The sequence below is a fragment of the Kitasatospora sp. NPDC085895 genome (genome assembly GCF_040702125.1).
In the GTDB taxonomy this organism is placed as follows: domain Bacteria; phylum Actinomycetota; class Actinomycetes; order Streptomycetales; family Streptomycetaceae; genus Kitasatospora; species Kitasatospora arboriphila.
Window position 1 is genome coordinate 117241 of sequence record NZ_JBFBJY010000002.1, and the last position, 24677, is coordinate 141917.

The 24677-nt window shown below is 70.7% G+C and carries 28 protein-coding genes; 9 read left to right on the forward strand and 19 right to left on the reverse strand.

Annotated elements, in window-relative coordinates; genetic code table 11:
- Positions 1 to 152: 152 nt before the first annotated feature.
- The 3 genes from AB0442_RS02070 to AB0442_RS02080 are packed head-to-tail and all read right to left on the reverse strand — an operon-like array spanning position 153 to position 865.
- Positions 153 to 365, reverse strand: a complete 213-nt coding sequence (locus tag AB0442_RS02070) for a hypothetical protein (protein WP_366159985.1) — start codon at positions 363 to 365, stop codon at positions 153 to 155.
- A gap of 21 nt (positions 366 to 386) precedes the next feature.
- Positions 387 to 656: a hypothetical protein gene (locus tag AB0442_RS02075; RefSeq protein ID WP_366159986.1), complete on the reverse strand. Its 270-nt coding sequence runs from the start codon at positions 654 to 656 to the stop codon at positions 387 to 389.
- A complete protein-coding gene (locus AB0442_RS02080) occupies positions 653 to 865 on the reverse strand; it encodes a hypothetical protein (RefSeq protein ID WP_366159988.1) in 213 nt (70 codons plus the stop codon). The genes AB0442_RS02075 and AB0442_RS02080 overlap by 4 nt, the downstream gene beginning before the upstream one ends.
- A gap of 63 nt (positions 866 to 928) precedes the next feature.
- On the opposite strand from AB0442_RS02080, the gene AB0442_RS02085 reads away from it, so the two are divergent.
- Positions 929 to 1090, forward strand: coding sequence for a hypothetical protein (locus AB0442_RS02085; RefSeq protein WP_344624998.1), 162 nt, complete (start codon positions 929 to 931; stop codon positions 1088 to 1090).
- 13 nt (positions 1091 to 1103) lie between these two features.
- Here AB0442_RS02085 and AB0442_RS02090 read toward each other — a convergent pair whose 3' ends face one another.
- The 8 genes from AB0442_RS02090 to AB0442_RS02125 form a co-directional block, all read right to left on the reverse strand.
- Positions 1104 to 1292, reverse strand: coding sequence for a hypothetical protein (locus tag AB0442_RS02090; RefSeq protein ID WP_366159990.1), 189 nt, complete (start codon positions 1290 to 1292; stop codon positions 1104 to 1106).
- 20 nt (positions 1293 to 1312) lie between these two features.
- Positions 1313 to 1462 carry a hypothetical protein gene (locus AB0442_RS02095; protein WP_366159992.1) on the reverse strand — a complete coding sequence of 50 codons (150 nt, stop codon included), beginning with the start codon at positions 1460 to 1462 and terminating at the stop codon, positions 1313 to 1315.
- Between the two features lie 261 nt (positions 1463 to 1723).
- Positions 1724 to 3916, reverse strand: coding sequence for a cell division protein FtsK (locus tag AB0442_RS02100; RefSeq protein WP_366159994.1), 2193 nt, complete (start codon positions 3914 to 3916; stop codon positions 1724 to 1726).
- Positions 3917 to 4032: 116 nt separating this feature from the next.
- Positions 4033 to 4302, reverse strand: coding sequence for a hypothetical protein (locus AB0442_RS02105; protein WP_366159996.1), 270 nt, complete (start codon positions 4300 to 4302; stop codon positions 4033 to 4035).
- Positions 4303 to 4320: 18 nt separating this feature from the next.
- A complete protein-coding gene (locus AB0442_RS02110; protein ID WP_366159998.1) occupies positions 4321 to 4707 on the reverse strand; it encodes an RRQRL motif-containing zinc-binding protein in 387 nt (128 codons plus the stop codon).
- Positions 4704 to 5024, reverse strand: a complete 321-nt coding sequence (locus AB0442_RS02115; protein ID WP_366160000.1) for a hypothetical protein — start codon at positions 5022 to 5024, stop codon at positions 4704 to 4706. Before AB0442_RS02115 ends, AB0442_RS02110 begins: the two co-directional genes overlap by 4 nt.
- Positions 5021 to 5953: a DUF2637 domain-containing protein gene (locus tag AB0442_RS02120; RefSeq protein WP_366160001.1), complete on the reverse strand. Its 933-nt coding sequence runs from the start codon at positions 5951 to 5953 to the stop codon at positions 5021 to 5023. Before AB0442_RS02120 ends, AB0442_RS02115 begins: the two co-directional genes overlap by 4 nt.
- Entirely contained in the window at positions 5950 to 6231 is a 282-nt protein-coding gene (locus AB0442_RS02125) for a hypothetical protein (protein WP_366160003.1), read from the reverse strand. Before AB0442_RS02125 ends, AB0442_RS02120 begins: the two co-directional genes overlap by 4 nt.
- Before the next feature lie 428 nt (positions 6232 to 6659).
- Between AB0442_RS02125 and AB0442_RS02130 the strand changes: the two genes are divergently transcribed.
- From AB0442_RS02130 to AB0442_RS02140, 3 genes are all read left to right on the forward strand, one after another.
- Entirely contained in the window at positions 6660 to 7448 is a 789-nt protein-coding gene (locus tag AB0442_RS02130; protein ID WP_366160005.1) for a GntR family transcriptional regulator, read from the forward strand.
- A 2-nt stretch (positions 7449 to 7450) separates the two neighbouring features.
- Positions 7451 to 8203, forward strand: a complete 753-nt coding sequence (locus AB0442_RS02135; protein WP_366160006.1) for a glycosyltransferase — start codon at positions 7451 to 7453, stop codon at positions 8201 to 8203.
- 677 nt (positions 8204 to 8880) lie between these two features.
- Complete coding sequence (locus AB0442_RS02140; RefSeq protein ID WP_366160008.1) at positions 8881 to 9480, forward strand: hypothetical protein; 600 nt, start codon at positions 8881 to 8883, stop codon at positions 9478 to 9480.
- Between the two features lie 61 nt (positions 9481 to 9541).
- On the opposite strand, the gene AB0442_RS02145 is transcribed toward AB0442_RS02140, so the two are convergent.
- Positions 9542 to 10192: a hypothetical protein gene (locus tag AB0442_RS02145; RefSeq protein WP_366160010.1), complete on the reverse strand. Its 651-nt coding sequence runs from the start codon at positions 10190 to 10192 to the stop codon at positions 9542 to 9544.
- 463 nt (positions 10193 to 10655) lie between these two features.
- Positions 10656 to 11183, reverse strand: a complete 528-nt coding sequence (locus tag AB0442_RS02150; RefSeq protein ID WP_366160012.1) for a hypothetical protein — start codon at positions 11181 to 11183, stop codon at positions 10656 to 10658.
- A gap of 1899 nt (positions 11184 to 13082) precedes the next feature.
- On the opposite strand from AB0442_RS02150, the gene AB0442_RS02155 reads away from it, so the two are divergent.
- Complete coding sequence (locus AB0442_RS02155) at positions 13083 to 13664, forward strand: potassium channel family protein (RefSeq protein ID WP_366160014.1); 582 nt, start codon at positions 13083 to 13085, stop codon at positions 13662 to 13664.
- Positions 13665 to 13849: 185 nt separating this feature from the next.
- Here AB0442_RS02155 and sulP read toward each other — a convergent pair whose 3' ends face one another.
- On the reverse strand, positions 13850 to 15568 hold the full coding sequence (gene sulP, locus AB0442_RS02160) for a sulfate permease (protein WP_366160015.1): 1719 nt from the start codon (positions 15566 to 15568) through the stop codon (positions 13850 to 13852).
- A 223-nt stretch (positions 15569 to 15791) separates the two neighbouring features.
- Between sulP and AB0442_RS02165 the strand changes: the two genes are divergently transcribed.
- Positions 15792 to 16268, forward strand: coding sequence for a hypothetical protein (locus tag AB0442_RS02165; RefSeq protein ID WP_363539914.1), 477 nt, complete (start codon positions 15792 to 15794; stop codon positions 16266 to 16268).
- An 88-nt stretch (positions 16269 to 16356) separates the two neighbouring features.
- On the opposite strand, the gene AB0442_RS02170 is transcribed toward AB0442_RS02165, so the two are convergent.
- Positions 16357 to 16782, reverse strand: a complete 426-nt coding sequence (locus AB0442_RS02170) for a MarR family transcriptional regulator (RefSeq protein ID WP_366160016.1) — start codon at positions 16780 to 16782, stop codon at positions 16357 to 16359.
- A gap of 75 nt (positions 16783 to 16857) precedes the next feature.
- On the opposite strand from AB0442_RS02170, the gene AB0442_RS02175 reads away from it, so the two are divergent.
- Positions 16858 to 18177 carry an aldehyde dehydrogenase family protein gene (locus AB0442_RS02175; RefSeq protein ID WP_366160017.1) on the forward strand — a complete coding sequence of 440 codons (1320 nt, stop codon included), beginning with the start codon at positions 16858 to 16860 and terminating at the stop codon, positions 18175 to 18177.
- A gap of 129 nt (positions 18178 to 18306) precedes the next feature.
- On the opposite strand, the gene AB0442_RS02180 is transcribed toward AB0442_RS02175, so the two are convergent.
- Positions 18307 to 19002 carry a type 1 glutamine amidotransferase domain-containing protein gene (locus tag AB0442_RS02180; RefSeq protein ID WP_366160018.1) on the reverse strand — a complete coding sequence of 232 codons (696 nt, stop codon included), beginning with the start codon at positions 19000 to 19002 and terminating at the stop codon, positions 18307 to 18309.
- Between the two features lie 128 nt (positions 19003 to 19130).
- Positions 19131 to 19883, reverse strand: coding sequence for a protein phosphatase 2C domain-containing protein (locus tag AB0442_RS02185; protein ID WP_366160020.1), 753 nt, complete (start codon positions 19881 to 19883; stop codon positions 19131 to 19133).
- 174 nt (positions 19884 to 20057) lie between these two features.
- On the opposite strand from AB0442_RS02185, the gene gcl reads away from it, so the two are divergent.
- Positions 20058 to 21839 carry a glyoxylate carboligase gene (gene gcl, locus AB0442_RS02190; RefSeq protein WP_366160022.1) on the forward strand — a complete coding sequence of 594 codons (1782 nt, stop codon included), beginning with the start codon at positions 20058 to 20060 and terminating at the stop codon, positions 21837 to 21839.
- A gap of 152 nt (positions 21840 to 21991) precedes the next feature.
- Here gcl and AB0442_RS02195 read toward each other — a convergent pair whose 3' ends face one another.
- Positions 21992 to 22822 (reverse strand): alpha/beta hydrolase, encoded by an 831-nt coding sequence (locus AB0442_RS02195; protein ID WP_366160024.1) that lies wholly within the window; start codon positions 22820 to 22822, stop codon positions 21992 to 21994.
- Between the two features lie 85 nt (positions 22823 to 22907).
- Here AB0442_RS02195 and AB0442_RS02200 point away from each other — a divergent pair, with 85 nt between their 5' ends.
- Positions 22908 to 23381, forward strand: a complete 474-nt coding sequence (locus AB0442_RS02200; protein WP_366160026.1) for a helix-turn-helix domain-containing protein — start codon at positions 22908 to 22910, stop codon at positions 23379 to 23381.
- Between the two features lie 23 nt (positions 23382 to 23404).
- Here AB0442_RS02200 and AB0442_RS02205 read toward each other — a convergent pair whose 3' ends face one another.
- Positions 23405 to 24610 (reverse strand): alginate lyase family protein, encoded by a 1206-nt coding sequence (locus AB0442_RS02205; protein ID WP_366160028.1) that lies wholly within the window; start codon positions 24608 to 24610, stop codon positions 23405 to 23407.
- Positions 24611 to 24677 lie beyond the last annotated feature (67 nt).

Here is a 24677-nt window from a genome sequence, read left to right on the forward strand (position 1 = left end):
ATGTCTCCAGTTCTCTGAGGGTGCTGGATGGGCGGCGGCCCCGGTCCTGGCCGGGAGGGGGCCGCCGCTGTCGTTCGCCGTGCTTTCGGCGCAGACGTGCCGCCCGGGCCGCCCGCCGCGATCGGCGGGCGGCCCCGGGGTGGCCATGCGGGTCAGTCGCGGGGGTTGCCGTACTTGGCGTCCCAGCGGGCGATGGCGTCGTTCTGGATGCGGTCGGCGCGGGCCTCCAGGCGGGCGGTGTTCTTGCCGCGGTTCTCGGCGCGCACGACGCGGACGCCGATGAGGAACAGGCGGGCGGCGTCGGTGAGGTTGTCGGCGCCCATCTGTCGCGGGTCGAGGTAGGTGCGGGGGTCCTTCTTGGCCATGGCGGTGTTCTCCCTGCTGGGTTAGGCGGCGCGGCGGTCGGTGGTGGGGAAGGGCAGGACGGTGGCGAGCCGCACCGGCTCCGCGGGCGCCGCCTCGGGGGCGGGCTCGCCACCCCGGGGCGGGGTGCCGTTGTCGACGGCGGCGCGTGCGGCGGCGGCGGATTCGGCGAGGACGGTGCGGACGGCCGCGGAGTCGGTGCGCCAGCCGCGCTGGGTGGTCAGGTAGGCGGCGGTGCCGGCGAGGCCGGGGCCGAACAGGACGGCGGCGGTGACCAGATCGGTGGCGTTCACGGGGTGGTGCCTCCGTTCGCGGTGGTGGTGGCGAGGACGTCGAGCAGGTCGGTGCCGAGCAGGGCCAGGCGGTGGGTGATGGCCTGCCAGGAGTCGTGGTCGATGTGCATCAGGGCGGCGAGGGCGGCGGCGGGCTGGTGGTCGGCGGCGGCGGTGAGGGCTTCGCGGAGGTGGACGGCCGCGAGCGGCCGGATCACGGGCTGGGCCATGGGTCGGTCCCTTTCACGGGGGCGCCCGGCCGGGGCCGGGCGGCGGGTGGTTAGGGTGCGCGCATGCGGACGTCGCGGGTGGTCTGGGCGGTGGTTTGTGTCGACGGCGTGCTGGATTTCCTGTCGCGCCACTACGGGTGGTCGCTGAACGTGCAGGCCGCCGTCGCGTTCCCGATCAATTTCGTGGCCTGCATGGTCGTTGCGGCCCGCCGCGGGCGGCGCTGAGCAGGCGCGCGGCTCAGTGCTGGGCGAGGGCGTGGACGGCGGCGGTGAGCAGGGCGTTGACGGGGCCGGCGAGGCCGGTGGAGGCGGCGGTGAAGCCGGACAGCCAGACGACGGTGGCGGCGCCGGGGCCGAGGCGGCGGAAGTACAGGAGCGCACCGGAGGCGGCGGCCATCAGGAGCGCGGCGGACACGGTGATGAGCACGGCGGTTCTCCCCTCGGGATTCAGTGGTGGGCGTCGTCGCGAATGCGGCGGGCGGCCGTCCGGGCGGCGGTGGTGTGGTGGTGCAGGCGGCGGCCGATCCGCAGCCGCCGGCCGGTCGCCTGGCAGCGGCGGCAGGGCTTCGGGCGGCGCCGCATGCGGCCAGTGGGCATGAGTAGGCCGGTGCCGGTGCACCTGCGGCAGCGGCCGAACGGGCTCACCCAACACACCAGGACGTAACCGAGAGTCACGGCGAGTAGGCAGGCGAGTGCCAGGGCGGCGGGGGTCACGACGGGCCCTCCCGGGGCGGTTTCCAGGGTTTGTCCAGGTGGGCCGCTATCCGCTAGCGGCCAGCTCAGGGCGGGGATGGGGTGCTAGCGGGGGTGCTACCGGTAGCGGGCCCACCCGCTACCGGTAGCACCATTGCGTGGGGGTCAGGCGGACCGCTGTCCGTCACGGCGCGTGATGGCCTCCGTGATGCGGTCGCGCTCCACCCCGCGCCGGTTGGTCTGCCGGCCCTCCACCCGACGGGAGATCTGCACCGTCTCCACGCCGTGCGGCTTGAGCGCGGCGGCGAGCTGGTCCGCCTCCCAGCCGCCGTAGCGGTCCTCGTCCAGGGCGGCGAGCGCGGCGACCAGCGTCTCGGACCACACCTTGGCCTCCCCGGCGGGCCAAATGCTGATCAGGTCGTCCAGGATCCCGCCCTGGTTCTTCGCCCGCTCCGGCATCTCGCCCGCGGCCACCCCGGTGAGGGTTCCGGCGGCGATCCGGGCGGCGCGGGCCCGGTCCATGATGCGACCGGCGGCCGGGCCATCCAGGTAGTAGGAGCGGACGATCTGCGCGTCGGTCGCGGCACCCACCAGGTAGCCGATGCCCTTGTCGTTCGCGGTGAACGAGGTGGCCCGCAGCCCGTTCTTGTAGCTGGAGGTGCCGAGGACCATGTCGTTCTCGGTCTGGCCCATCACGCGCAGGCAGAACCGGATGCCCACGTTCGCGGAGACCCCGGAGGGCAGGGACTTCACGTCCGGGCGCTGGGTGGCCAGCAGCAGGATGACGCCCATGGCGGGGCCGCGCTTGATGATCGCCTCGGAGAGGGTGCCGGCCTCCTTGCCGTAGCTGTCGTGGGAGTACAGCTCCTGGCACTCGTCGATGATCAGCACCAGCGGGTGCAGGCCCAACTTCCGGTCGGCGGCGAGCTCGGGGGTGACCTTGTTCTCCGGGCGGCGCTCCTTCGGCAGCGAGCGGATGACCGCGGCGCGGCGCTCCAGCTCCTTGTACACGTAGCGGAGGGAGTGGACGGCGCCTTCGATGGTCTCGTCGTCGGCGCCGGAGCCGTAGTCGGCGGCGACCTTGGCGGCGTCCTCCAGGTCACCGGTGCCCTTCAGCTCCCACACGTGCAGTTCCGCGGTCGGGTCGAGCGCGGCGGCGAGCATGAGGACGCGGAGGGCGAAGGTCTTGCCGAAGCGGGGCATGGCGCCGATCAGCACGTTCGCGAACATCAGCAGCATGCTCACCGAGCGGCCGCGCTGGTCGGTGCCGAACGGCAGCGGCTTGAACAGGCTGATCGTCCCCGCCGTGGCGAGCGGCCAGGCGGGGGCCTTGGTCTGCGACATGTCCTGGTCGCCGACCCACAGCATCAGGCGGCCGGCGTGCTGGTCGTGCACCGGCTCCGGCCACACGCACCCGAGCGGGCGGCGCAGGCCGGAGGCGAGGCGGTCGCGCTTGTCGATGATGTCGATCGCGGTCACGCCGTAGGGGAGGTCGATGTCGGCGCGCCAGCCGTTGCCGTCCCGGGTGATCGGGGCGACGAACTTGATCCCGTCGCCGCCCTTGGCCATCGCCTTGTTGATCTCCGCGATGCCCATCGCCCCCAGCGCGCGGACCACGATGTCCGAGGTCAGGCGCTGCACCTTGGTGGCGACGACCGCCCGGTCGATCAGCGGCTGGTCGGCCTGCCCGCCCGCGCAGCCGAGCGCCAGGGCCGCGGCGGTCGCCAGCGCGAGGGTGGTCCAGCCCGGGGTGGCGACCAGCAGCACCGCCGTGAACGCCACCCCCAACACGGAGGCGAGCAGGAGCATGACGCCGCGGGCGCGGACCCGGCGGTCCCGCTGCCGAGACAGGATCAGGTACTGCTCGACGTCTTCCCGGCGCACCGACGCCGCGCGGACCGGGCGGCCCTCGGCGTCGGTCACCCACCGGTAGGTGCCGCCGACCAGGCGGGCGGTGCCGCGCGGGGCGCGGCCGAGCAGCTTGGCGGCGTAGAGCGGGGAGCGCACGGCGTGGTAGCCGGTGGTGTGGGCCATGTTGCCGCCCAGCCAGCGGGCGTAGGAGACGAGTTCGGCCTTGGAGCGGGCCCACGCGGGGATGATCGGGCGGCGCTTCGCCCCGCGGGCGGTCGCCATCCGGTCCACCGCGCCCACCTGGTCGCGCGGGTTGCGGGAGTCGACGTACACCGGCGGCAGGCCGTCCTCGTCCACCTCGGCGGGGCGGCGGTCGGCGCGGGCCTTGTCGAAGTCCAGGACGGTCGCGCCGATCGCCCGGTTGCCGGCCAGGTCCGCCTCCAGGGCGGCGAACAGGCCGTCCGGGTCCTCCGGGTTGTGCGGGTCGGGCGGGTTGGGCTGGTTCACTGGAGGTCCTTCCTCACTACTGCTGTGTGGTGCGGGAAAGGGCCCGGGACGGCCGGTCAGCTTGCCGGCAGGAACGGCCGTCCCGGGGTGTGGTGCCAGTGGTGCAGTGGCCGCGGTCAGTCCTGGTCACCGGTGGTGGGCCAGGGCAGCGCGCGGCAGTCGGCGGCGTGGGCGTTGGCCCGGTTGCGGGCGGTGCCGCGGAGTTCGGCGTAGTAGCTGCGGTCCCGGCAGCCGTTGCAGGCCCAGTGGAAGGTGGGGGCGCCGTGCTCGTTGGTGCCGCCGGTCGGGAACAGGGCGACCAGGGCGGAGCCGAGGGTGAGGAACACGGCCTCGGTGTCGACCGGCAGGCCGGTGGCGGAGTCGGTGCGGATGAACGTGCTGGACACGGGGTTCTCCTCGCGTGATCAGGCTGAGGCAATGAGGGCGGCGGTGAGGCCGTCGGCGCAGGGCAGGCAGGTGCCGAGGTGGGCGGGCAGGACGTAGCCGGCGTCCCGCCCGCAGGCGGGGCAGGTGCGGCGGGCCCGGTTGGCCGCGGCGAGCGCGGCCGTTCGGCCGGGGGTCATCGGCCGGACGGGCTTCGCCAGGCAGGTGCGGTAGAGGTGCGCGGCGCGCACGTCGCGGGAGCGGCGGGAGCGCCAGAGGATCTGTGCGGCGACCGGCTGACCGCCGGGCCGCAGCCCCCGTATGCGGAGCTGGCGGCGGGTCAGCAGGCCGTCGGGGGCCATCCGCCATGGATAGGTGGGCAGGCCGAACCGCTCGCCGTGCGGGTCCCAGAACCGCGGGCGGCTCACTGTTCGGCCTCGCGGTTGGGGGTGTAGTAGCCGATCAACTCGACCGGCACGCCGGCGAACTCGGCCGTCGTGCGCAGCCACGCGAGGTGTGTGGTCTCGCGGTGGTCGATGGTCTCGGTCGGCACGGCCAGCGCTTCGCGCCACTGCTCGAAGTGGGCCAGGCCGGCGTGGATGTCGACCCGCACGCCCCAGCCCGTGTCCGCGCTGGGGTCGGGCTGGCGCAGGCAGATGTCGGCGGCGGGCAGGTCGGCGAATGCGGTCAGCAGGGCCAGCAGTGTGCCGGCCGCCCGGATCTGGTCGGACGTGGTGGGAGTCACGATGCCTGCTCCTCACTGCCCTCGCCGGTCTCCGGCGCGGGCTCCTCGGCGGCGGGCGGCAGGTCGTCGGTGTCGGGCACGGCGTGCAGGCCCGGCCGCCCGGCGGCGCGCTCGGCCTTGAGGGTGTCGCGCAGGGTGCGGGCGCGGTCGGCGGAGGTGCGGACCGCGGTGCGGATGCGCTCCGCGGTTAGCTGGTCGTCGGTCCAGTCGGTGGTGGCCGACCGGGCCTCGGCGAGCAGCTGCTCGGGTGTGCGGGCCGGTCGGGCGGTACGGGCCGACTGCGGCACGCTGCCGGTCGCCCGCCGGGGCCGACTCGACACCGCCGCCACCGCCCGCACCGGCCGAACCGCCGTCGCCTCGACCGGCGCCGGAGTCGGCTCCAGGTCCGGGGCGAGGTCGGCCAACTCGTCCACCGACTGCACGTCCGACGGCGCCGGGGTGGGGTCGGCGGGTTCGGGCTGATCAGGGGTCGACCGATTTGCGATGGTCTGGTCGTTTTCTGCCGGTTCGGGCTTATGGTGGAGCACCTTGGCCACCAGGTCGGAGCCGAAGAAGATGGAGCCGACCGGCAGGCACGAGGCGAGCAGCACCAGGGCGTAGTGCGCGGGTGCCCAGTCGGCCAACCGGACCCGACCGCCACTGTGTAGGGCGGGCACCAGGCCGTGCACGTAGTTGAGCACCAGCGACGCGGCAGTGAAGGCGCCCAGCACCCGCAGCGCGAACCGGCGGTCGGTGCCGGTGAGGATCAGTGCGGCGACCAGAGCGAGCGCCATCAGGCCGTCCACCACGAGCGGGTAGAGGCCGGCGGCGAGCGGGTCGGCGCCGATCGCACCGGCGATGTCCTTGAGCGCGTTCCAGGAGACGCGGAACGCCATGCCGACCACGCCCAGCAGCGCGGCGACCATCCAGAACTTGCCCTGCCGGCTCACGCCGCCACCCCCAGCGTCACCGGCCGGCGGCGGGCGATGCGGCCGGCCGCGGCGAGCGGGATGGGGGCGGTGTTCATCAGGCGCTCGGCGTAGGCGGCCAGCTCCGGGGCGTCCCGGCGCAGGTCCGCCAGCACCGCCGCCGCGGCGTCCATCCGGGCGGCGCGGTCGAGGGCCGTCTCGCCGGACACGCCGGCGAACAGCTCCTCGTCCACGCCCAACGCCAGCTCTGCGAACTCCTCCGGGTCCGCGGCGTGCTGGCCTGCAACAATCGACTTCACGGGTCTACCTCTCCCAACAGGCGGGTGGCCCCAGGGCCGTCGCGCGCACCTTGGCCGGAAGCGCGACGGCCCGTTTCATGGGCCCAGACCACTCATCACGAGCAGCCATGGCCCCCGACCCGCACAGATGGGCGCGGATCGAGGACCAAAGACACTCGTTCATCGATCAACACACTGTTGAGTTCTCAAGGAACCGCGATCAGGCACGGTCCGTAGGCGTGCGGCTGAGCCGCCTTCCTCGACAACCGACCGCCGCAGCTAGATGGCATAGGGGTTGCAACGTTCCGAGCATGACTGCTCATCAGGACAACCTCTCCTGAGCTCCTCAGGAGGAGTGGCTACGACTATGACGGACCGTCAGTATCGCGTCAACACCTCTTGAGGACTTAAGCTGTCGTGGTCCCCGCGGAAGGGAAGTGAGGTCCGAAGTGGCCAAGTACGAGAAGATTGCGGACGGCCTGCGAGAGCGCATCCGATCCGGTGAGTGGTTGCCTGGCGAGAAGCTGCCCTCCGAGACCCCGGAGCTGACGGCGCACTACAAGGCCAGCCTTCCGACCATCCGTCAGGCGCTTGCGGTCCTGGCAGCCGAAGGCGTGGTGGACAAGGTGCACGGTCGCGGCAACTACGTCCGCGAGCCACGCAAGCTCGTCGTACGGACCAATGAGCGGCACCAGTGGGAGAAGGACCGGGCGCGACAGCCGGAGGAAGAGCGCAGGAAGACAGGTGCTACTGAGCATGACACCGGCCTGACCATCTCGGACCTCGTCTTCGATGCCCGTTTCCGGGACATTGAGGCCAACAAGGATCTGGCTGGCCTCTTCGGCGTTCCTGTAGGCACTCAGCTGCTTGAGCGTTCCTACCGCACGCGGTACCGGGAGGAGGACACGCCCTTCAACGTCTCCCGGTCATACCTCGTGCGCGACGTGGCCAAGGCGAACCCTGACCTGCTGAACCCGGCCATGGAGCCTTGGCCGGGGGGAACGCAGCATCAGCTCTTTACGATCGGCATCGAGCTAAGCCGGATCGAGGAGCGCGTCACCGCACGGCCACCTACGGCCGAAGAGGCCGAAGACCTCAGCATTCGGGCCGGAGTCTCGGTGCTCTTGCTCCGAAAGATCTGCTACGACACCGAAGGTCGGGTGGTTGAAGTCTCAGATGTCACGATGCCTGGAGACCGCACCGAGATGGTGTTCACGACTTCTTTGAACAGGTGGTGAGCATGGCCAACGTCATCTCCGTGATTACGGCCGTCCACGGGCCGGCGGCCCATCATCTACCCGACGCGTACAAGTCCCTGCTGGAGCAGAAGCTCCCGGAAGGATGGGACTGGCAGTGGGTCGTGCAAGAGGATGGGGAGACCGATGCCGTAGCCCCGTACGTGCCGGGTGATCCGCGCATCAGTTTCGGGCAAGGGCGGTGCGGTCGGGCTGGTATGGCGCGGACCATGGCGCTCTCACGGGCAACAGGCCAGTACGTCAAGGTGCTGGACGCTGACGACATGTTGACCCCCGGGGCGCTCGCTCGCGACCTGACCGCTCTTCAGGAGCCTGGCATTTGTTGGGTCACATCGCGCGTGCTCGATCTCCTTCCGGATGGTTCATTGGTCAGTTTCGACCATGATCCACCTGCGGGGCCGCTGGAGCGTGGCGCGGTACTGGAGCACTGGAAGGCTCACGATTTCCGCCTTCCGGTAGTCCCCGGCACCATGTGTGCCCGCCGTAATCTCGTGCTTGCGCTGGGTGGCTGGATGGCGTTGCCGGCATCCGAAGATACTGGACTGCTACTCGCGCTCTCGGCGGTCAGTCGGGGATGGTTCACGGCGGAGACCGGTTTGCTCTACCGGAAGTGGCCAGGTCAAAGCACCAGCCAGGCAGCGCACGTTCACGAAGGCGAGCGGTCCGCCCGCATGGCGGTTATCGAAGAACGAGCACGCGCCCTCGCGGCGCTCGATGGGTGGCGCGTTGCCGTTTGATCGCCAAAGCAGGAAGACCCCGGGGCTAGGGGTGTGGGTAGCCCCGGGGCCTTCTTGGGCGCGCAACGTCGCCGACAAGCGGGGTCGTCCGTTCGAAGCCGACAGGAGACTCAGCGCTAGGAACGCCGGAAGGGCCAGCTCGCAAGGGGTGATCCTCGGGGCCAGCCCCTTGTCGTTGCCCGCCCGCTCTGGTCGATCAGTCCAGGGCGAAGCCGCAGGTAGATAGGTCATGCCTACTCGGACTCGACTGAGGATAGGGGGAGTCGTTACGAGTTTCTCTGCTAAATCAAGGGCGCGCACGGCGCGCCAGCGGCCAGGGGGCAAAGATGGGCTGAGCCCAGAACCCCGCCGTGGCTGGGGGCGGGCGGCTCCGCGGTTTTACCCACCTCTCCGGACCGGGACCCGCGTCGAGCAAGACCGGGGGCCACTCAGCCAGATTGCGGGCAGGCAAGGAGCCTGCCCGAGATCGCTGGCAAGCTTACGGCCCCCCGATCATGCTCGACCCCAGACCAGACAGGACACCGGCCAAAACCGCTCCACCGCCCGCACGGCCCTTCGATAGCCCGAGGCTTTGGCACGCTGTCTCTCCACCGCGGCAAGCTGCGGCCACGGGCAGCTGCATCGATTGCTCTGGGTCGCCATGATGGGCTCACGGAGGGCTGAGGCATAGTGGGTATATGGACAGTGTGGCTATGTATGGCCTGATTGGCGCGGTCTCCGCAGCGCTCATTGGGGCTTGCGCTGCCATCTTCGGTCCTGCTCTCTTGCAAAGGCAAAGGGATCGCAGCGAAAAGTCGCATGGTGATCGCGCGGAAAACCAGGCAGAGGTGCGACGTTTGATAAATATGCGCACTACCTCTAGGGCGTGGCACCTTGCTCTGCAGGATGCGGTGCAGGATCTTGAGCTGGGGCGTTTTGGGGACATTGAGAGATTTGACGAATCGGTTATGGGGCTACGTGTCGCCGCAGGGATTGCTGTCGATGACACTATGAATGTGGGAATCTGGCAATTCCAAGGGTGCAGCGCCAGGACTGGTGGGCCATTCGTCGCCACGGAGCAGCCCTCAGATTCTAGGCAGATTCGATTGCTTAATGCTCTCGATTATGCAACATCAATCGTTCGGAATTGCATCATTAATGGGCCGCCCATTGGGGCTGTCCAGCATGCTCGCCTGATTGAGGCGTTGGATAGTGTTGCGGTGGCCCGCGAGCGATTGGGGGAATTTATCGAAGGTAGAGTTAGATTGATTTCTGGAGGTCGATTTCAGGGCCTGTGAAATCGCGCGCGAGGCCCCCGCTTCGGCCGTGCTCCCCAGTTGTTCGAATCTCGCGGCCTAGTTAGCGTGAGCCAACTCGTTTGTGGAGGCTCCAGTTACGCCCTTCTCGGACGCCATAGCGCTCCGACCAGATTTTATGCGTGCCCTGAAGGACCAAGGACAGTCCGTAGCCCCTATAGAGGGCCACATAGCCAACGCTGAACTGTGCAAGTAGGCCATCGACAAAAAACCCTAACGGATCAAGAGGGTCTTTAAGTGATCGACGAGAAGGGAAAGGGTTGGGGCACATAAAAACAGGAATTCGCCCAAAGCCGTCCCACTCGATGTATGCATAATCAATTGATTGGGCCACCCATGATGTGATGTCCTTGCGACTTCCCTGAGCTGACCGCTTGAATTCAATTCCCATGGCAATATTCGGATTGTGCCATGCCTGTGGATCGCGCGGCCTAATGACGGCATCAACGTAGCAGTCGACCCCAGTGTAGTGCCTGCCATGAACCTGCGGCGAGACTTCGAACCACGGATCGAGTCGACTAAGTACCTTGGCGGAGATATCCGCCTCGCTTTCGAATCCATCAAGTGATATCTCGTCAGCTCCGCCCCGCCAGTCCGACACGGGCGTGAAAGGGTTCGGCTCCCCGGCCAGGGGGCGAAACAGTCGGGCTGCCTCGGCGTGAAGAGCCGCCGTGGCGGGATGCATTTCTTTCATTGACTGCTGCCTATCAAGCCGTCCGATAGTGGCAAGAGTGATACATCGGCTGTTCACCGAGTGCAGTAGCGAGATTATCGAGCTGCAAGGCATCTTGATCGCCAAAGCCCGCTCGGATTCTGGTGTTGATGGCCGATTGAGCAGGAAGCACTGGGCGGTCGCGCCTGCCCGTCGACGCCGGGCGGTCGAATAGGTTAGGCGCGGTGGTGAGGTGTTGTGAGTCAGCCCGCCCGTGCACAGACCCTGCGGCATCCCATCCCTGCCGAGTGTCGCGAGCTCGACAGATGTGCTGGGCGCCTTTCACCGGGTCACGATAGGCTGGTTGCAGTGCTGGCAATTCGCCGGGTATCCCCACCTTACCCAAGTCAACTTGCCGCAGTATCTGTTGGGGCATTTAATTTGGATATTTTCCCCGACTCTAGGCATGATTGGCGATCCCTTTGCCTATTAATATCCCCATTGGTCATCGGTGGTTCCACCATCGCCACTTCTTCTGAGGCTGACGGTCAGAATTATGCTGACCTGCCGGAGCGTGCGCAGGCTCCGAGGTTTCCTCCGGCTCATGCAGTGGACCTGCTCGCATGATATCGGGCTCGCGTCCACCTGCCTCGATGGCCAGATTTCTGCACTTAATCAGCCATCGCAGCGCGCCGAGGCCTTGTTGGATGAATGCAAGGTCTGCCTGGCTCGCCCTGAGATCTGAAGCGAAAGCTAGATAGCTTAACTCCTCGCGCGTTGAGAACGGGATGTCTTCCCGCTTAAGGCTTTCTGCAGTGAACCACATGTTAATTTCAAGCCATTCATCGATGGTGCTTGATATTTCACTAGAGCATGGAACGCTGCCCTGCCAGTCGCCTTTGTGTTCAAGGCACACCATGCCTGTTTTATTGCATGTGAGGCATGTCTCCAATTTGCCGCCGTACTGCTCGAATATTCCATTGCACCTGGGGCAATCAGTTACTTCCTTCTTGCACCAATAGCAGAGCTGCATGATGCCTCCCGCGGGTCTACTTCTTCCACACTATGTATGCGACCATGGCACCGCGCCCGGAGCCGCAGCCTGCGGGCAGCGGCCATGCCGCAACCGTGTCGGCGGCGGGTGGTGCGATCCACATCCGGTGGATGCTGGCGGACCGGCCAAGCGATCACCTGGAGATGTGTCCATACCCGGATCTCCTCGCAGGCTGAGTGTCTATCTGCGCTACAACAACCCCGCACTGCGACGGACGACCACGGACGCTCGGGGATCTTTTGTGCATGTCAACGGCATCACCGTCCCGCGTCTGGCGGGTGCCGGGGTTGCTTCGGGACAAAGAGGCCACCGCTCCAACCAGGCCAGGGCGTGCAGCGGCCCGCAGGCGCGTAGGGGACCTGCAGCCGATATACCGGGCCAGGGCCGGCAGATCGCGCGATACGGTGCGCGCCATGACATCCGAGGAGAACCGTCCGCGCTGTCCGGACTGCGACCAGTCCCTGGAGCTGGGAGCGATGGCACTCAGCCGCCGTGAGGAGGACGGGCAGCGCGTCTGTCGAGGCGTGTGGGGTTGCGATCGGGGGCACGTCTGGTGGAAGTGGTCTGACCGGCCGGACGATCCGCTGGAAGTCTGCCCTTACCCGAAACTCTTCAAGGGCTAAGGGGCCGTGCCACAGCCGTGCCATGTTGGGTGGGGAGCCACGGGGAACCGCGGGCGGCAGCGGAGGGGAAGTCATCAATCACGCAGCACAGCAAGCGTGCAGGTCAGGCAGGTAGTGCAACGCCCGTTCTCCTAAAGCTGGGGTCTGGCTCTGGGCCGTCTGTGGGCCGTGCGAGGCAAGCCGAGGGCGACCGGCGCTAACAGACGCTGAGGGCTCCGGAGCAGGTCGGAGACGGTCCGCCATGCAAAGACGCAGGACGTCAGGAAGCATCGTCAGTTCCTGCACAACAAGTTCGCGGAGCCAGCGGCAGCAACTCTGAGGGCCCGCGCGGTATGACATCAGTAAGTGACATCAACGGCGGCGCACCACGACGGCCGGCCCTGGTTGTGTGAACACTGGCAAACGGCCTTTGAGCAGGTGCGACGCTGCTTGCCCGGCTATCCGGTCGAACTTACAAGGCGGATGTCGGCGGTTCGAAACCGTCTGCGCCCACCGGCTGTGAACACCACGAGAGCCCCGGACCCTTCCCGGTCCGGGGCTTTTCGACATCCGGATCCGACATCAACGGCGGACCGACTGCCGTCCGGCCGTGCGGGGTTCACGCGCGGTGCCGCCTCGGCCCGCCGACACGAGGCCGGGCGGCGTGGGCCGCCAGGGCCGTGCGGCCCTGACACGGGCCGGGTGTCGTGCGACGGTGGATACAGGACCGCAGCCCGGAGTACGCGTGTTGCCGCCGTGGGACGGGCCGTAGCCGATCCGGGTGATCGGCTCCTGGAGGATGTGCCATGCGGGCGACGGACAGGACACCGGGAAGGCCGCGGGACGGGCGGGAGGCACGGGCCCGTGGCGCAGGGGGAAGACGCCCCGGCGCGAAGGCCGTTGAGCGGAGTGTCCGGCGCGCCCGGCGGGCGAGCGCGTGGGGGAGGGCGAAGTACGCGGGGTCGTGGGCCGAGTACCCGTGGCACCGCCCGGACGCGTTCGACTTCCTGAACCAGGTCATGCTGCCGGCCGCCATGCTGCTGCTCCGCGCCGGACCGGCTGCGGGTGCTGGGCCGACCGGTCGCGGTGGTGGGACCATCGACGTCGCCGCGTGCACGGCCCCCCGGCGGTCCGCGACGCGGTTCCTGCCGACCCGACAGGTCGCCCGGCGCAGGCCGGGGCCGTGCTCGGTCGCGACCGGCACGTTCGGGAGCGGCATGCTGATCGTCCTCCACTTCATCTTCTCCGGTACGGCCACCGGGCTGCGGATTCCGGCATGACCGCCGGCACCGGGTCGCCGCCCCAGGACCGGGCCGGAGCCCGGCCCTCGGTTCGAAGGATCGCCTGGACGTTCGTCCGCGTGGTCGGCTCGGTCGTGGTGCTGGTGGCCCTGTACTACGGGCTGCCGCTGGACCATTCGTCCACGTCGGCCACCGTCACCATGCTCCTCGTCGGACTGGCGGGGTTCATCGTGCTGGTCGCCTTCCAGGTCCGGTCGATCGTTCGCTCCCGGCACCCGGGGCTGCGGGCCGCCGAGGCGCTGTCCATCTGCGTCCCGTTCTTCCTGCTGCTGTTCTCCGCCACCTACGTCGCGCTGGCCGCACTGTCCCCCGGCAGTTTCGGCGAGCCCCTGTCCCACTCCGGCGGGATCTACTTCACGGTGACCGTGTTCTCCACCGTCGGATTCGGCGACATCACCGCCAGGACCGACACCGCGCGGCTGGTCGTCACCGTCCAGATGCTGGCCGACCTGGTCGTCCTCGGCCTTGGCATCAAGGTCATCGTGGGCGCGGTCCAGCGCGGCCGGCAGCGAAAGGCCGGACCGCGGGGCCCCGAGGCCGGGGATGAGGAGCGATGACCGCGGCCGGGGCCCACAGGCCGACGAACACGGCGGGCGAGGCCGCCGCGGTCAGGACGGGAGGACGTGCCGGTGTCCCGGCCACCGGCCGGGACACCGGCACGTCGGCGCACTCCCACCGCCCCAGGCTTTCATGATCGACGTATCGCCCCGGTAGCGCGGCGGGAGAGGCCGACCGCACGGCCCTACCCTTCCGCGGTGCCGAACCGGGTGCGGTAGGCGGTGACGGCGGTCGCGAGGGTGGGGAAGATGCGGTCCTCGCCCACGGAGTCGCTGAGGCCGTAGGCGTCGAGTTGCTCGCGGAGGTCCTGCTTGACCCGTGCGAGGGCGAAGACGATGCCGCGGTCGGCGAGTTCCCGGCGGAGCGAGTCCACGGAGTCCAGGGCGGTGATGTCCACCTCGACGTTGGCCTCGGCGTTGAGGACGAACCAGTGCACCGGCTCGTGCTGGTCGTCGACGGCGGCCAGCGCCCGGCGGCGGAAGTCCTCGGCGTTGGCGAAGAAGAGCGGCGAGTCGTAGCGGTAGACCACCAGGCCGGGCACGGTCTGCGCGGCCGGGTAGTCGTCGACGTCGTGCATGCCGGCGAGCCCCGGCACCGTGCCGAGGACGGCGTCGTGCGGGCGGGCCACCCGGCCCAGCATCTCGGCGATGGACAGGCCCACCGCGACCAGCACGCCGTAGAGGATGTCCAGCGCGAGGACGCCCGCCAGACAGCCGAGCGCCAGCAGGAACTCCCCGCGGCGGAAGGAGAGCAGCCGGCGGAAGCCCGACACGTCGATCATGCGGACGGCCGCGTAGACGACCAGGGCGCCGAGGACGGCCGTCGGGGTGTGGCTGAGCAGCGTGCTGAAGAACAGCAGCACCGCCACCACCGCCAGCCCCGCGGTGAGCGCGTACGCCTGGGTGCGGCCGCCCGCGGACTGGGCCAGCGCGGTGCGGCTGGCGCTGCTGCTCACCGGGAAGCCGTGCAGCACGCCGGCGCCGATGTTCGCCGCGCCGAGCGCCAGCAGTTCCTGGTCGGCGTCCAGCCGGGAGCCGTCGCCCGGGGTGGCGAAGGCGCGCGCCGTGAGGATCACGTCCGTGTAGCCGACCAGCAGGACGCCGAGGGCCGGCAGCACCAGCTGGGACAGGTCGGAGAGGCTGGGGAAGTCCGGGCTGGGCAGACCGGGCGGGATCGTGCCGATCACCTTGATGCCGTGGTCCTCCAGACCGAAGGCCGACACCGCGGCCGTCCCCAGCACCAGGGCGAGCAGCGGGCCCGGGACGCCGCGGAACCGGCCCGCGACGAAGAGGAAGAGCAGTGCGGCCGCACTGAACACCACCGTCGCCCCGTGGAGGTCGGAGATGTTCTCGAAGAAGGACACCAGCTGGGGGAAGAAGCCCTCGCCCTCGGTCTCCACTCCGGTGAGCTTGGTCAGCTGGTCCACCATCATGATCAGGGCGACGCCCGCCAGGTAGCCGATCAGGACGGGCCGGGAGAGCAGGTCGGCGACGAAGCCCAGCCGGGCCACCCAGGCCACCAGGCAGAGAAGGCCGACGACCACGGCGAGGGCGGCGGCGAGGACGGCGTACCGGGAACTGTCGCCGGCGGCGAGGGGCGCGATCGCGGTGGCGGTCATCAGGGCGGTCGTGGACTCGGGGCCGACCGAGAGCAGCCGGGAGGAGCCGAGTACGGAGTAGATCAGGATCGCCGGGAGGATCGCCCACAGGCCGGCCACCGGCGGCAGGCCCGCGACACTGGCGTAGGCCATCACCTGGGGCACGAGGTACGCCGCCACGGTGGCGCCGGCCAGCAGGTCGCCGCGGATCCAGTCGCGCCGGTAGTGCCGGAGCACGGGAAGGCCCGGGGCGGCGGGTACGACGCGGTGCCACCACGGGTCGGGGGCGTCGGTCTGCTGCGACACGGGGCTCTCCCTTCGCCTGGGGACATGATGCCCCGGAACCGGCCGGACGCAGGTCAGGCCACGCACGCCGGACACCGGCGGTCGGGCGGGGCCCGGGCCGGGGCGGTGCCGGCGGCCCGGGCCTCCCGCAGCGGCGGCCGGCCGTTCCTGACGGGGGGTCAACCGCATGCCCGTGCGGGACATGGGTAGGTCTGGGGGCATGGGACCCCTAGAGCCGAACCCGGTGGAATTCGTCATTGGTCTGATCTGCTTCTTCGTCCTGTTCGGGATACTCGGCCGGCGCGTGCTGCCGCGGATCGAACGGACCCTCGCGGAGCGCGAGGCGGCCACCGGCGGGCGGCTCGCCGAGGCCGAACGGATCCGCCACGAGGCCCTGGAGCTCGACGAGGAGCGCCGCGCGCAGCTGGACGCCGCCCGCCACGAGGCGGCCCGCATCCGGCAGGAGGCCGCCGAGGAGGGTGCGGCCCTGGTCGCGGCCGCCCGGGCGCAGGCGCTGCGGGAGCGCGAGGAGCTCGTCGTCGCGGCGCAGGTGCAGTTGGCGGCGAGCCGGGTGATCGCCGAGGCCGAGCTGCGCGAGGACGTGGTGGTGTCGGCGGTGCAGCTGGCCGGCCGGGTGGTCGGCGAGCCGCTGGCCGGGCTGCCGGGGACGGAGGCCGTGGTCGCGCGGTTCCGTGCCGAGCGGGAGGCGGCGGCGGACTGAGCGGACGTCCGGGCGGACGGTGGCCGGCTCCGGGAGGCTCCCGGGGGCCGGCCGCGTGCGTTCGGTCCCCGGGGCCGGCCGTGCGGGTTCAGCCCCGGGGTCGGCCGAGCAGTTCACCGAGCCGGTGCAGCAGCGGGAGCAGGGCGCCGCGCTCGGTGGGGGTGAGGTCGGCGAGGGCGCCGTGGACGGTGTGCATCTCGGCGCGCAGGGACCGGGCGAGCCGGTGCCCGTCCCCGGTGGCGTGCACCGTCTTGCTGCGGCGATCCTCGGGGGAGGGGGTCCGCGCCACCAGTCCGCGGGCCTCCATCCGGGCGACCAGCCCGGTGGCGTTGGAGGCGTCGCAGACCAGGTGCTCGGCGAGCGCGCTCATGCTGAGCGGGTGGTCGAGGGCGATGAGCGCGCGGGCCTGGGTGGTGCTGAGACCGTGCCGCCCGGCGACCGCCGCCAGGTCGTCGTAGTAGCCGCGGACCACGCGGGCGAGCGGCTCCACCAGGTCCGACGCATCTGGATTCACTTGACATCCTCAAGTAACCGGCGTTTCCTGAAAGCAGGTAGTTGAGGATATCAACCATTCCCTGCGAGGAACCCCATGAACGACCGCCCGGCCGAGCAGCCCGCCGACCTCGTCGCCCGCCTGCGCGCGGCCTTCCGCACCGGCCGCACCCGACCGCTGTCCTGGCGCACCGGGCAGCTGCACCGGCTGCGCGCGCTGCTCACCGAGAACGGGCCGGAGCTCGCCGCGGCGCTCGGCGCCGACCTCGGCAAGAGCGAGCAGGAGGCGATGCGCACCGACGTCGACTTCGTGGTGCGGGAGGTCGACCACACCCTGGAGCACCTCGCGGACTGGCTGCGGCCCGAGGACGCGCCGGTGCCCGAGCGGCTGGCCGGCGCACGGGCGCGGACGCAGTACGACCCGCTCGGCGTCGTCCTGGTGATCGCCCCGTGGAACTACCCGGTGCAGCTGCTGCTGGCGCCGGTCGCCGGGGCACTGGCGGCCGGCAACGCGGTGGTGGCCAAGCCCAGCGAACTGGCGCCGGCCACCTCGGCCCTGCTCGCCCGGCTGCTGCCCGCGTACCTGGACACCGCGGCGGTCGCGGTGGTGGAGGGCGGGGTGCCGGAGACCACGGCGCTGCTGGCCCAGCGGTTCGACCACATCTTCTACACCGGCAACGGGGCGGTCGGCCGGGTCGTGATGCGGGCCGCCGCCGAGCACCTCACCCCGGTCACCCTCGAACTGGGCGGCAAGTCACCGGCGTTCGTCGACGCGGGGGCGGACCTCGCGGTGGTGGCGGAGCGCTTGGTGGCGGGCAAGTTCCTCAACGCCGGCCAGACCTGCGTCGCCCCGGACTACGTGCTGACCGACCCGGCCACCGCCCGCGCGTTGGAGCCGCTGCTGGCCGACGAGGTCCGGGCCCGGTACGGCGAGGACCCGGCCGCCTCGCCGCTGTACAGCCGGATCGTCAACGAGCGGCACTTCGACCGGCTGGCCGCGCTGCTGGGCTCCGGACGGACGGTGGTCGGCGGCGGCCACGACCGGGCCGGCCGCTACCTCGCGCCGACCGTGCTCGCCGAGGTGTCGCCGGACTCCCCCGTGATGCAGGAGGAGATCTTCGGCCCGATCCTGCCGATCGTCGAGGTCGCCGGCCTGGACGAGGCGATCGACTTCGTCAACGACCGGGAGAAGCCGCTCGCCCTGTACGTGTTCAGCCCCTCGGAGGAGACCCGGCGCCGGCTCGCCGAGGAGACCTCCTCGGGCGGGCTCGGGTTCGGCCTGCCGCTGGCCCACCTGACCGTCTCCGACCTGCCGTTCGGCGGGGTGGGGGAGAGCGGCATGGGCAGCTACCACGGCCGGTACTCGATCGAGGCGTTCAGCCACCGCAAGGCGGTGCTGGAGGTACCGGTCGGCTGACCGGCGTCCTCGCCGGGCGTGAATCCGACCGGCGCGGGCGGAACGGGCGGGAGCCGGTGGTCGGCTCCCGCCCGTTCTGCTTGATGATGTCAAGCAGTTGTCGCCCCCGGGACCTACCGGGCCGCTGCCTCAGCCGATCGCCTTGAGCAGCTCCTCGGCCAGCGGGCCGGACGAGGCCGGGTTCTGCCCGGTGTACAGGTTGCGGTCGGTGACGGTGTACGGCGCCCAGGGCTCGCCCGCCGCGTAGTCGGCGCCGAGCGCCACCAGCCGGTCCTCCAGCAGCCAGGGGGCGCGGTCGGCGAGACCGGCGAGCCGCTCCTCGGTGTTGCTGAAACCGGTCAGCCGGTACCCGGCGACGGTCGGCGTGCCGTCCGGGCGCACCGCGGCGAGCAGCGCGGCCGGACCGTGGCAGACCACGCCCAGCGGCAGGCCGGCGTCGAGCACGGCGGTGAGCAGCCGGCCCGAGTCGGCGTCGACGGCGAGGTCCTCCATCGGGCCGTGGCCGCCGGGGTAGAAGACGGCCGCGTAGTCGGCCGGGTCGACGTCGGTCAGTGCGACCGGCTGCCGCAGCGGCTCGGCGGCGGCGATCGCGGCGGCCGCCGCGGCGGCGTTCTCCTCGCCGCCGAGGGCGCCGGCGGACAGGCTGCCGGCGTCCGCGGTCGGCCGCACGCCGCCCGGCGTGGCCACCACGACCTCGTGCCCGGCGGCGGTGAAGGCGCGGTACGGGGTGAGGAACTCCTCCGCCCAGTAGCCGGTGGGGTGCTTGCTGCCGTCGGCCAGGGTCCAGTGGTCGGCGCCGGTCATCACAAACAGGATCTTCGCCATGTCGGCGGTCACTCCTTCGGTGGGCTCTCCCTCGACGCTAGGCCGCCGGCCCCGGGTCGGGCCAATAGCCGGACCGATGGGAGCCATCGGGAACCCGATGGCTCACCCGGTCGGCGGCGGCCGTCGGCTCACTCCTCGATCCGTACCAGCGCCAGGGTGATGTTGTCCGGTCCGCCCGCCTCGATCGCGGCCCGCCAGAGTTCGAAGGCGGCCCGCTGGTCGTCCTCGGCGGCGAGGAGGGCGGCCAGCTCCTCCGGCGGCACCGGGTCGGTCAGGCCGTCGCTGCACACCAGGTAGCGGGCGCCGGCCGCGGCGGGCAGCCGGCGCAGGTGCGGCTCGACCTCGCGGCGGACGACGGTGCCGCCCAGGGTGCTGGTGACGATGTTGGTGGTGCGCCGGCCGGGCGGGGGCGGCGGGCTGTCGTCGGTGCTGAGCAGTCGCAGTTCGGGGGCGGCCGTTCCGGCGATCTCGAAGACCTGGCTGTCGCCGATGTTGAACACCAGGACGTGCTCGGCGCTCAGCACCAGGCCGGCGACGGTGGTGCCCATGCCGGTGAGGTCCGGGTCGGCCTCCGCGGCCTCGTACAGGGTGCTGTTGCAGGAGCGGAGTTCGCGGCGGACGTCGTCCTCGGAGCGCAGGCCGGTGCCGGACGCGGCGAGCCGGCGGGCGGTGAGCGAGGAGGCGACCTCGCCGGCCGGGTGGCCGCCGAGCCCGTCCGCGACCGCCACCACGACGGGCGTGCCGCCGAGCGGGAAGAGCAGGGTCTGCGGGCTCTCGGTGACGGTGGCGCAGAGCGTCCACGGTCCGACGGCCAGGCTGTCCTCGTTGTGGTCGCGGACCAGGCCCTCGTGGCTGAGCGCACTGACGGCGATGTACGGCATGCGGCTCGCCCCCTCTCCCTCCCCATTGTGGTGCCCGCCGGGCCACCCCCGCCCAAGTCTTCAACGATCTGTTGAAACCTACCTTGACGCGTCCGCCGCCTCCGGCCTACTTTGATTCCGCAGTCCAGAATCAGCATTTCACATCGCGGAACTTCCGCCGGGCAGGAGAAGCCGATGCCTCGAATGACAGCCGCCCGCGCGGCAGTTGAGATCCTCAAGCGCGAGGGCGTGACCAATGCGTTCGGCGTGCCCGGCGCGGCGATCAACCCCTTCTACGCCGCCCTCAAGGCCGCCGGCGACGTCCACCACACGCTGGCCCGCCACGTCGAGGGCGCGTCCCACATGGCCGAGGGGTACACCCGTGCCAACCCCGGCAACATCGGCGTCTGCATCGGCACCTCCGGGCCGGCCGGCACCGACATGATCACCGGCCTGTACTCCGCCGTCGCCGACTCGATCCCGATCCTGTGCATCACCGGGCAGGCGCCGGTCGCCCGGATCCACAAGGAGGACTTCCAGGCCGTCGACATCGCCTCGATCGCCCGCCCGGTCACCAAGGCGGCCACCACCGTCCTGGAGGCCGCGCAGGTCCCCGGCGTCTTCCAGCAGGCCTTCCACCTGATGCGCTCCGGCCGTCCCGGCCCCGTCCTCATCGACCTGCCGATCGACGTCCAGCTGACCGAGATCGAGTTCGACCCGGAGACCTACCAGCCGCTGCCGGTCTACAAGCCCACCGCCACCCGCGCGCAGATCGAGAAGGCGATCGACCTGCTGCAGGCCTCCGAGCGGCCGCTGATCGTCGCCGGCGGCGGCATCATCAACGCCGACGCCTCCGACCTGCTCGTCGAGTTCGCCGAACTCACCGGCGTCCCCGTGGTCCCGACCCTGATGGGCTGGGGCGCCCTCCCGGACGACCACGGGCTCAACGCCGGCATGGTCGGCCTGCAGACCTCGCACCGCTACGGCAACGCGACCTTCCTGGAGTCCGACTTCGTCCTCGGCATCGGCAACCGCTGGGCCAACCGCCACACCGGCAACCTCGACGTCTACACCAAGGGCCGCACCTTCGTGCACGTCGACGTCGAGCCCACCCAGATCGGCCGGATCTTCGCCCCCGACTACGGCATCGCCTCCGACGCCCGCGCCGCCCTGGAGCTCTTCGTCGAGGTCGCCGAGGAGCGCAGCGCCGCGGGCACCCTCAAGGACCGCAGCGCCTGGGCCGCCTCCGCGCAGGAGCGCAAGGCGACCCTGCTGCGCCGCACCCACTTCGACGACGTGCCGCTCAAGCCGCAGCGCGTCTACGAGGAGATGAACCGCGCCTTCGGCCCGGAGACCCGGTACGTCACCACCATCGGCCTCTCGCAGATCGCCGGCGCGCAGATGCTGCACGTCTACAAGCCGAGGCACTGGATCAACTGCGGCCAGGCCGGCCCGCTCGGCTGGACGATCCCGGCCGCCCTCGGCGTCGCCACCGCAGACCCGGAGACCCCCGTCGTCGCGCTCTCCGGCGACTACGACTTCCAGTTCATGATCGAGGAGCTGGCGGTCGGCGCCCAGCACCGGATCCCCTACGTCCACGTCCTGGTGAACAACTCGTACCTGGGCCTGATCCGCCAGGCGCAGCGGAACTTCGACATCGACTTCCAGGTCAAGCTGGAGTTCGAGAACCTCAACTCCCCGGAGCTGGGCGTCTACGGCGTCGACCACGTCAAGGTCGCCGAGGGCCTCGGCTGCAAGGCGATCCGGGTCACCGAGCCGGACCAGCTGCTGCCCGCCTTCGAGGAGGCGAAGAAGCTCGCCGCCGAGTTCCGCGTCCCGGTCGTCGTCGAGGCGATCCTGGAGCGGGTCACCAACATCGCGATGAGCGGCACCGACATCGCCAGCGTGGTCGAGTTCGAGGAACTCGCCACCGAGCCCGGCCACGCCCCGACCGCCGTCCGCCCGCTCGCCGTCTGACCCGGCAGCGTCCCCTGATCCACCCGCATCACCCTCCGGGACCGCCCGGGCGATCCGATCGCCCGGGCGGTCCTGCCGTGGGCGGGGGCCGGGAGCTGCCTTCAGATGTGCTCGGACGGTCGGTTCAGGTGCTCCCCGCGTTCCTGAAGCGGTCACCCGAGCAGCGAGGTCAGTCGGGTGGCGAAGGCGCGGGGGTGGGTGAGGTTGCCGTTGTGGCCGCCGGGGAATTCGGCCGGGGTGGTGCCCAGGTGGTCGGCGAGGAGGGCGGCGCAGCGGCGGTCGAAGACCTGGTGCGGGGTGGTGCGTCCGACGGCCGGGACGATCCGGGTCGGGCCGTCGCGCAGGGCGTCGAGGTCGGCCGGGGTGAGGCCGCCGGCGAGGACGGTGTCGATGTCGCGGGTGAGGAAGCGGGCGAAGTTCGCCGCGCGGGCCTCGGTGATCGGTTCGGCGGTGACGTCCGGTTCGGTGTCCTGGTGGTGCGGGTCGATGCCGAGGACGGCGGTGACCCGGCGGACGGCCGCGAGCCAGCCCTCGTCCCGGTAGGTGCGGGTGACGGCGTGCAACTCGCTTTCGGTGGCGGCGCGTTCCGCGGCGGGCAGCAGTTCGGGGACGGCGGGCTCGTGGGCGATCAGCGTGTGCAGCGCCCCGGGGTGGCGTGCCGCCAGGTGGAGTCCGATCGCGGCGCCGAAGCTGCAGCCGAGCATCAGGGCGGGCCGGTCGGTCAGTGCGGTCAGCAGGCGGTGGGCGTCGTCGGCGTGGGTGGCCATCGGTACGGGGAGTGACGGGTCGTCGGGTGTGCTGCGGGAGAGGCCGCGACGGTCGTAGGTGACGACGGTGAAGTCGTCGACGAGCCGGTCGACCAGGTCGCGGCTGCGGTCGGCGTCCCCCTCGCCGCTCTGGGCGACGAGGAGCAGCGGGCCGTTGCCGCGGACCTGGTGGTGGAGGAGGGCGCCGGGGACGGGGAGCAGGGCGGTGGTGGTCATGGCTGCCACAGTAAAGCATCAGAAGAGATGCATCAAGAGAGATGCATATATATGAGATGCATCTGCCTGGATGTAGTCTGGGGCGGTGAACGGACTGGAACTCCTCACCCTCGGCCGCACCCTGATGAAGATCGGCGAGCAGGCCATCCCGACCGCGGGGATCGGCCCGCAGTCCACCGGCACCCGTGCCGTGCTGGTCGTCCTCGGCGACATCGTCGAGCACCCGGGCAGCGCCGTCGGGGAGATCGCCGCCCGTACCGGTCTGCCGCAGAGCCAGGTCTCCGGCTGCGTCGCCCGGCTCCGCGAGGCCGGGTCGGTCGTCACGGAGGCCGACCCGGCCGACCGGCGCCGCTCCCTCGTCCGCAAGGCCGCCGAGGTCTCCGGGCGTTCGGCCCTGGCCGCCGCCGCACCCGTCGACCCGGCCGTCGCCGCCGCGCTCGGCACCGACGACCCCGCCGCACTGGCCGAGGTGCTCGCCGCCCTCGACGTCCTCGGCCGGCACCTCACCCCCGAGTCCGTCCGGCGGCTGCGGGACGCAGGCCCGGCCGACCGGGGGTGAGGCGGCTTCGTTCCGGGTGCGCCTCAGGACGGGTTGTTCGCGTGGGTGAGGGTCTCCCAGGCGGTGAACAGGTTGTCCGTGCCGGCGGGCCGGCGCTGCCCGGTGAGCTTCTGGGTGTTGTCCATGCCGTAGCCCAGGCGGTTGTGCAGGGCGTTGAAGCCGACCTCGGTGACCGGGCCCATGTGCTGGGAGAGGCTGCCGCCGCAGAGCCAGGACGGGACGGCGGTGCCCAGTTCGTACGTGGACTGGAAGCCGAGGGCGTGCCGCAGCCGGTCGGCGACCTCCGGGTAGAGGTCCTGGCCCTGGATGCGGCTGGTCTCGGCGACGTGGGCGATCGCGGACAGGCCGTAGCCGGTGTGGGTGAGGTCGCGGCAGGTCTCCTGGGTGAGGCCGTCGACGAAGGTGGACTGGCCCTGCCAGTACTTCACGACCTCGTCCCGGGTGTCGAGGCCGCTGCCGGGCACCGTCTTCGGCAGGGCGCCGTCGGAGGCGAGGTAGACGTAGGCGGGCACCCGGTTGCGGAAGGTCGCGACCGCCTTGTCGTACACCGTGCGGTCGTTGAGGAAGACGGCGATGCCGATGGTGGCCTCCGTCATGCTCAGCTCCCAGTTGCCGTTGGAGCGTGAGCCGTTGACCACCTTCGGCAGGTAGACGCCCCGCAGCATCGCGCCGAAGCGGTCGACCTTGTCGGCGGGCCAGCCGCCGTAGGTGTAGCGGATGATCTCGGCGGCCCGCGGCCAGGTGGAGGCCGCCCAGGCGCTCTGCAGCGGGGCGTTGCTGTTGGTGTGGTCCTTGACCGTGCCGGACCAGGCGTCCATGATCTGGACGGCCTTGGCGGCGTAGCGGGTGTCCCGGGTGATCGACCACTCCAGGGCGAGGGTGTACGCGGCCAGTGCGTCCTCGCGCTCGTCGGTGCAGCCGTAGTTGGGGTTGGAGTACGAGCCGCACTCGACCACCGCGCGGGGCTTGGGGGTCCGGCTCAGCGAGGCGTACTTGCTGGCGTGCATCTGGTCGTAGGCGCTCTTCCACGGCTGCGCCCCGGCCTGCACCTCGGCGCGCACGAAGTCGAGTTGGGACTTGGAGAGCAGCACGCCGGGGTGGGCGAACGCGGTGGGCGCGGCCTCGGCCGGAGCGGGGGAGGTCGCGCTGATGCCGACGGGTATCGCGCAGACGAGGGCGAGCAGCGCGGCGGCCGCGGGAAGCCGGCGGCGACGGTGGCGACGGTGCATGGGTCCTCCGGTCGGTGGGGGCGACGGGAGCTGGAGTCAACTAGTCCGGCGATGGCCACGTCAAGTC

Bases quoted from the DNA above. Each gene is read 5' to 3' on its own strand.
- AB0442_RS02205 (WP_366160028.1), bottom strand. From the start codon at position 24,610: ATGCACCGTCGCCACCGTCGCCGCCGGCTTCCCGCGGCCGCCGCGCTG.
- AB0442_RS02085 (WP_344624998.1), top strand. From the start codon at position 929: ATGCGGACGTCGCGGGTGGTCTGGGCGGTGGTTTGTGTCGACGGCGTG.
- AB0442_RS02135 (WP_366160006.1), top strand. From the start codon at position 7,451: ATGGCCAACGTCATCTCCGTGATTACGGCCGTCCACGGGCCGGCGGCC.
- AB0442_RS02080 (WP_366159988.1), bottom strand. From the start codon at position 865: ATGGCCCAGCCCGTGATCCGGCCGCTCGCGGCCGTCCACCTCCGCGAA.
- AB0442_RS02195 (WP_366160024.1), bottom strand. From the start codon at position 22,822: ATGACCACCACCGCCCTGCTCCCCGTCCCCGGCGCCCTCCTCCACCAC.
- AB0442_RS02145 (WP_366160010.1), bottom strand. From the start codon at position 10,192: ATGAAAGAAATGCATCCCGCCACGGCGGCTCTTCACGCCGAGGCAGCC.
- AB0442_RS02150 (WP_366160012.1), bottom strand. From the start codon at position 11,183: ATGCAGCTCTGCTATTGGTGCAAGAAGGAAGTAACTGATTGCCCCAGG.
- gcl (WP_366160022.1), top strand. From the start codon at position 20,058: ATGCCTCGAATGACAGCCGCCCGCGCGGCAGTTGAGATCCTCAAGCGC.
- AB0442_RS02140 (WP_366160008.1), top strand. From the start codon at position 8,881: ATGGACAGTGTGGCTATGTATGGCCTGATTGGCGCGGTCTCCGCAGCG.
- AB0442_RS02185 (WP_366160020.1), bottom strand. From the start codon at position 19,883: ATGCCGTACATCGCCGTCAGTGCGCTCAGCCACGAGGGCCTGGTCCGC.
- AB0442_RS02155 (WP_366160014.1), top strand. From the start codon at position 13,083: ATGACCGCCGGCACCGGGTCGCCGCCCCAGGACCGGGCCGGAGCCCGG.
- AB0442_RS02180 (WP_366160018.1), bottom strand. From the start codon at position 19,002: ATGGCGAAGATCCTGTTTGTGATGACCGGCGCCGACCACTGGACCCTG.
- AB0442_RS02095 (WP_366159992.1), bottom strand. From the start codon at position 1,462: ATGCCCACTGGCCGCATGCGGCGCCGCCCGAAGCCCTGCCGCCGCTGC.
- AB0442_RS02175 (WP_366160017.1), top strand. From the start codon at position 16,858: ATGAACGACCGCCCGGCCGAGCAGCCCGCCGACCTCGTCGCCCGCCTG.
- AB0442_RS02070 (WP_366159985.1), bottom strand. From the start codon at position 365: ATGGCCAAGAAGGACCCCCGCACCTACCTCGACCCGCGACAGATGGGC.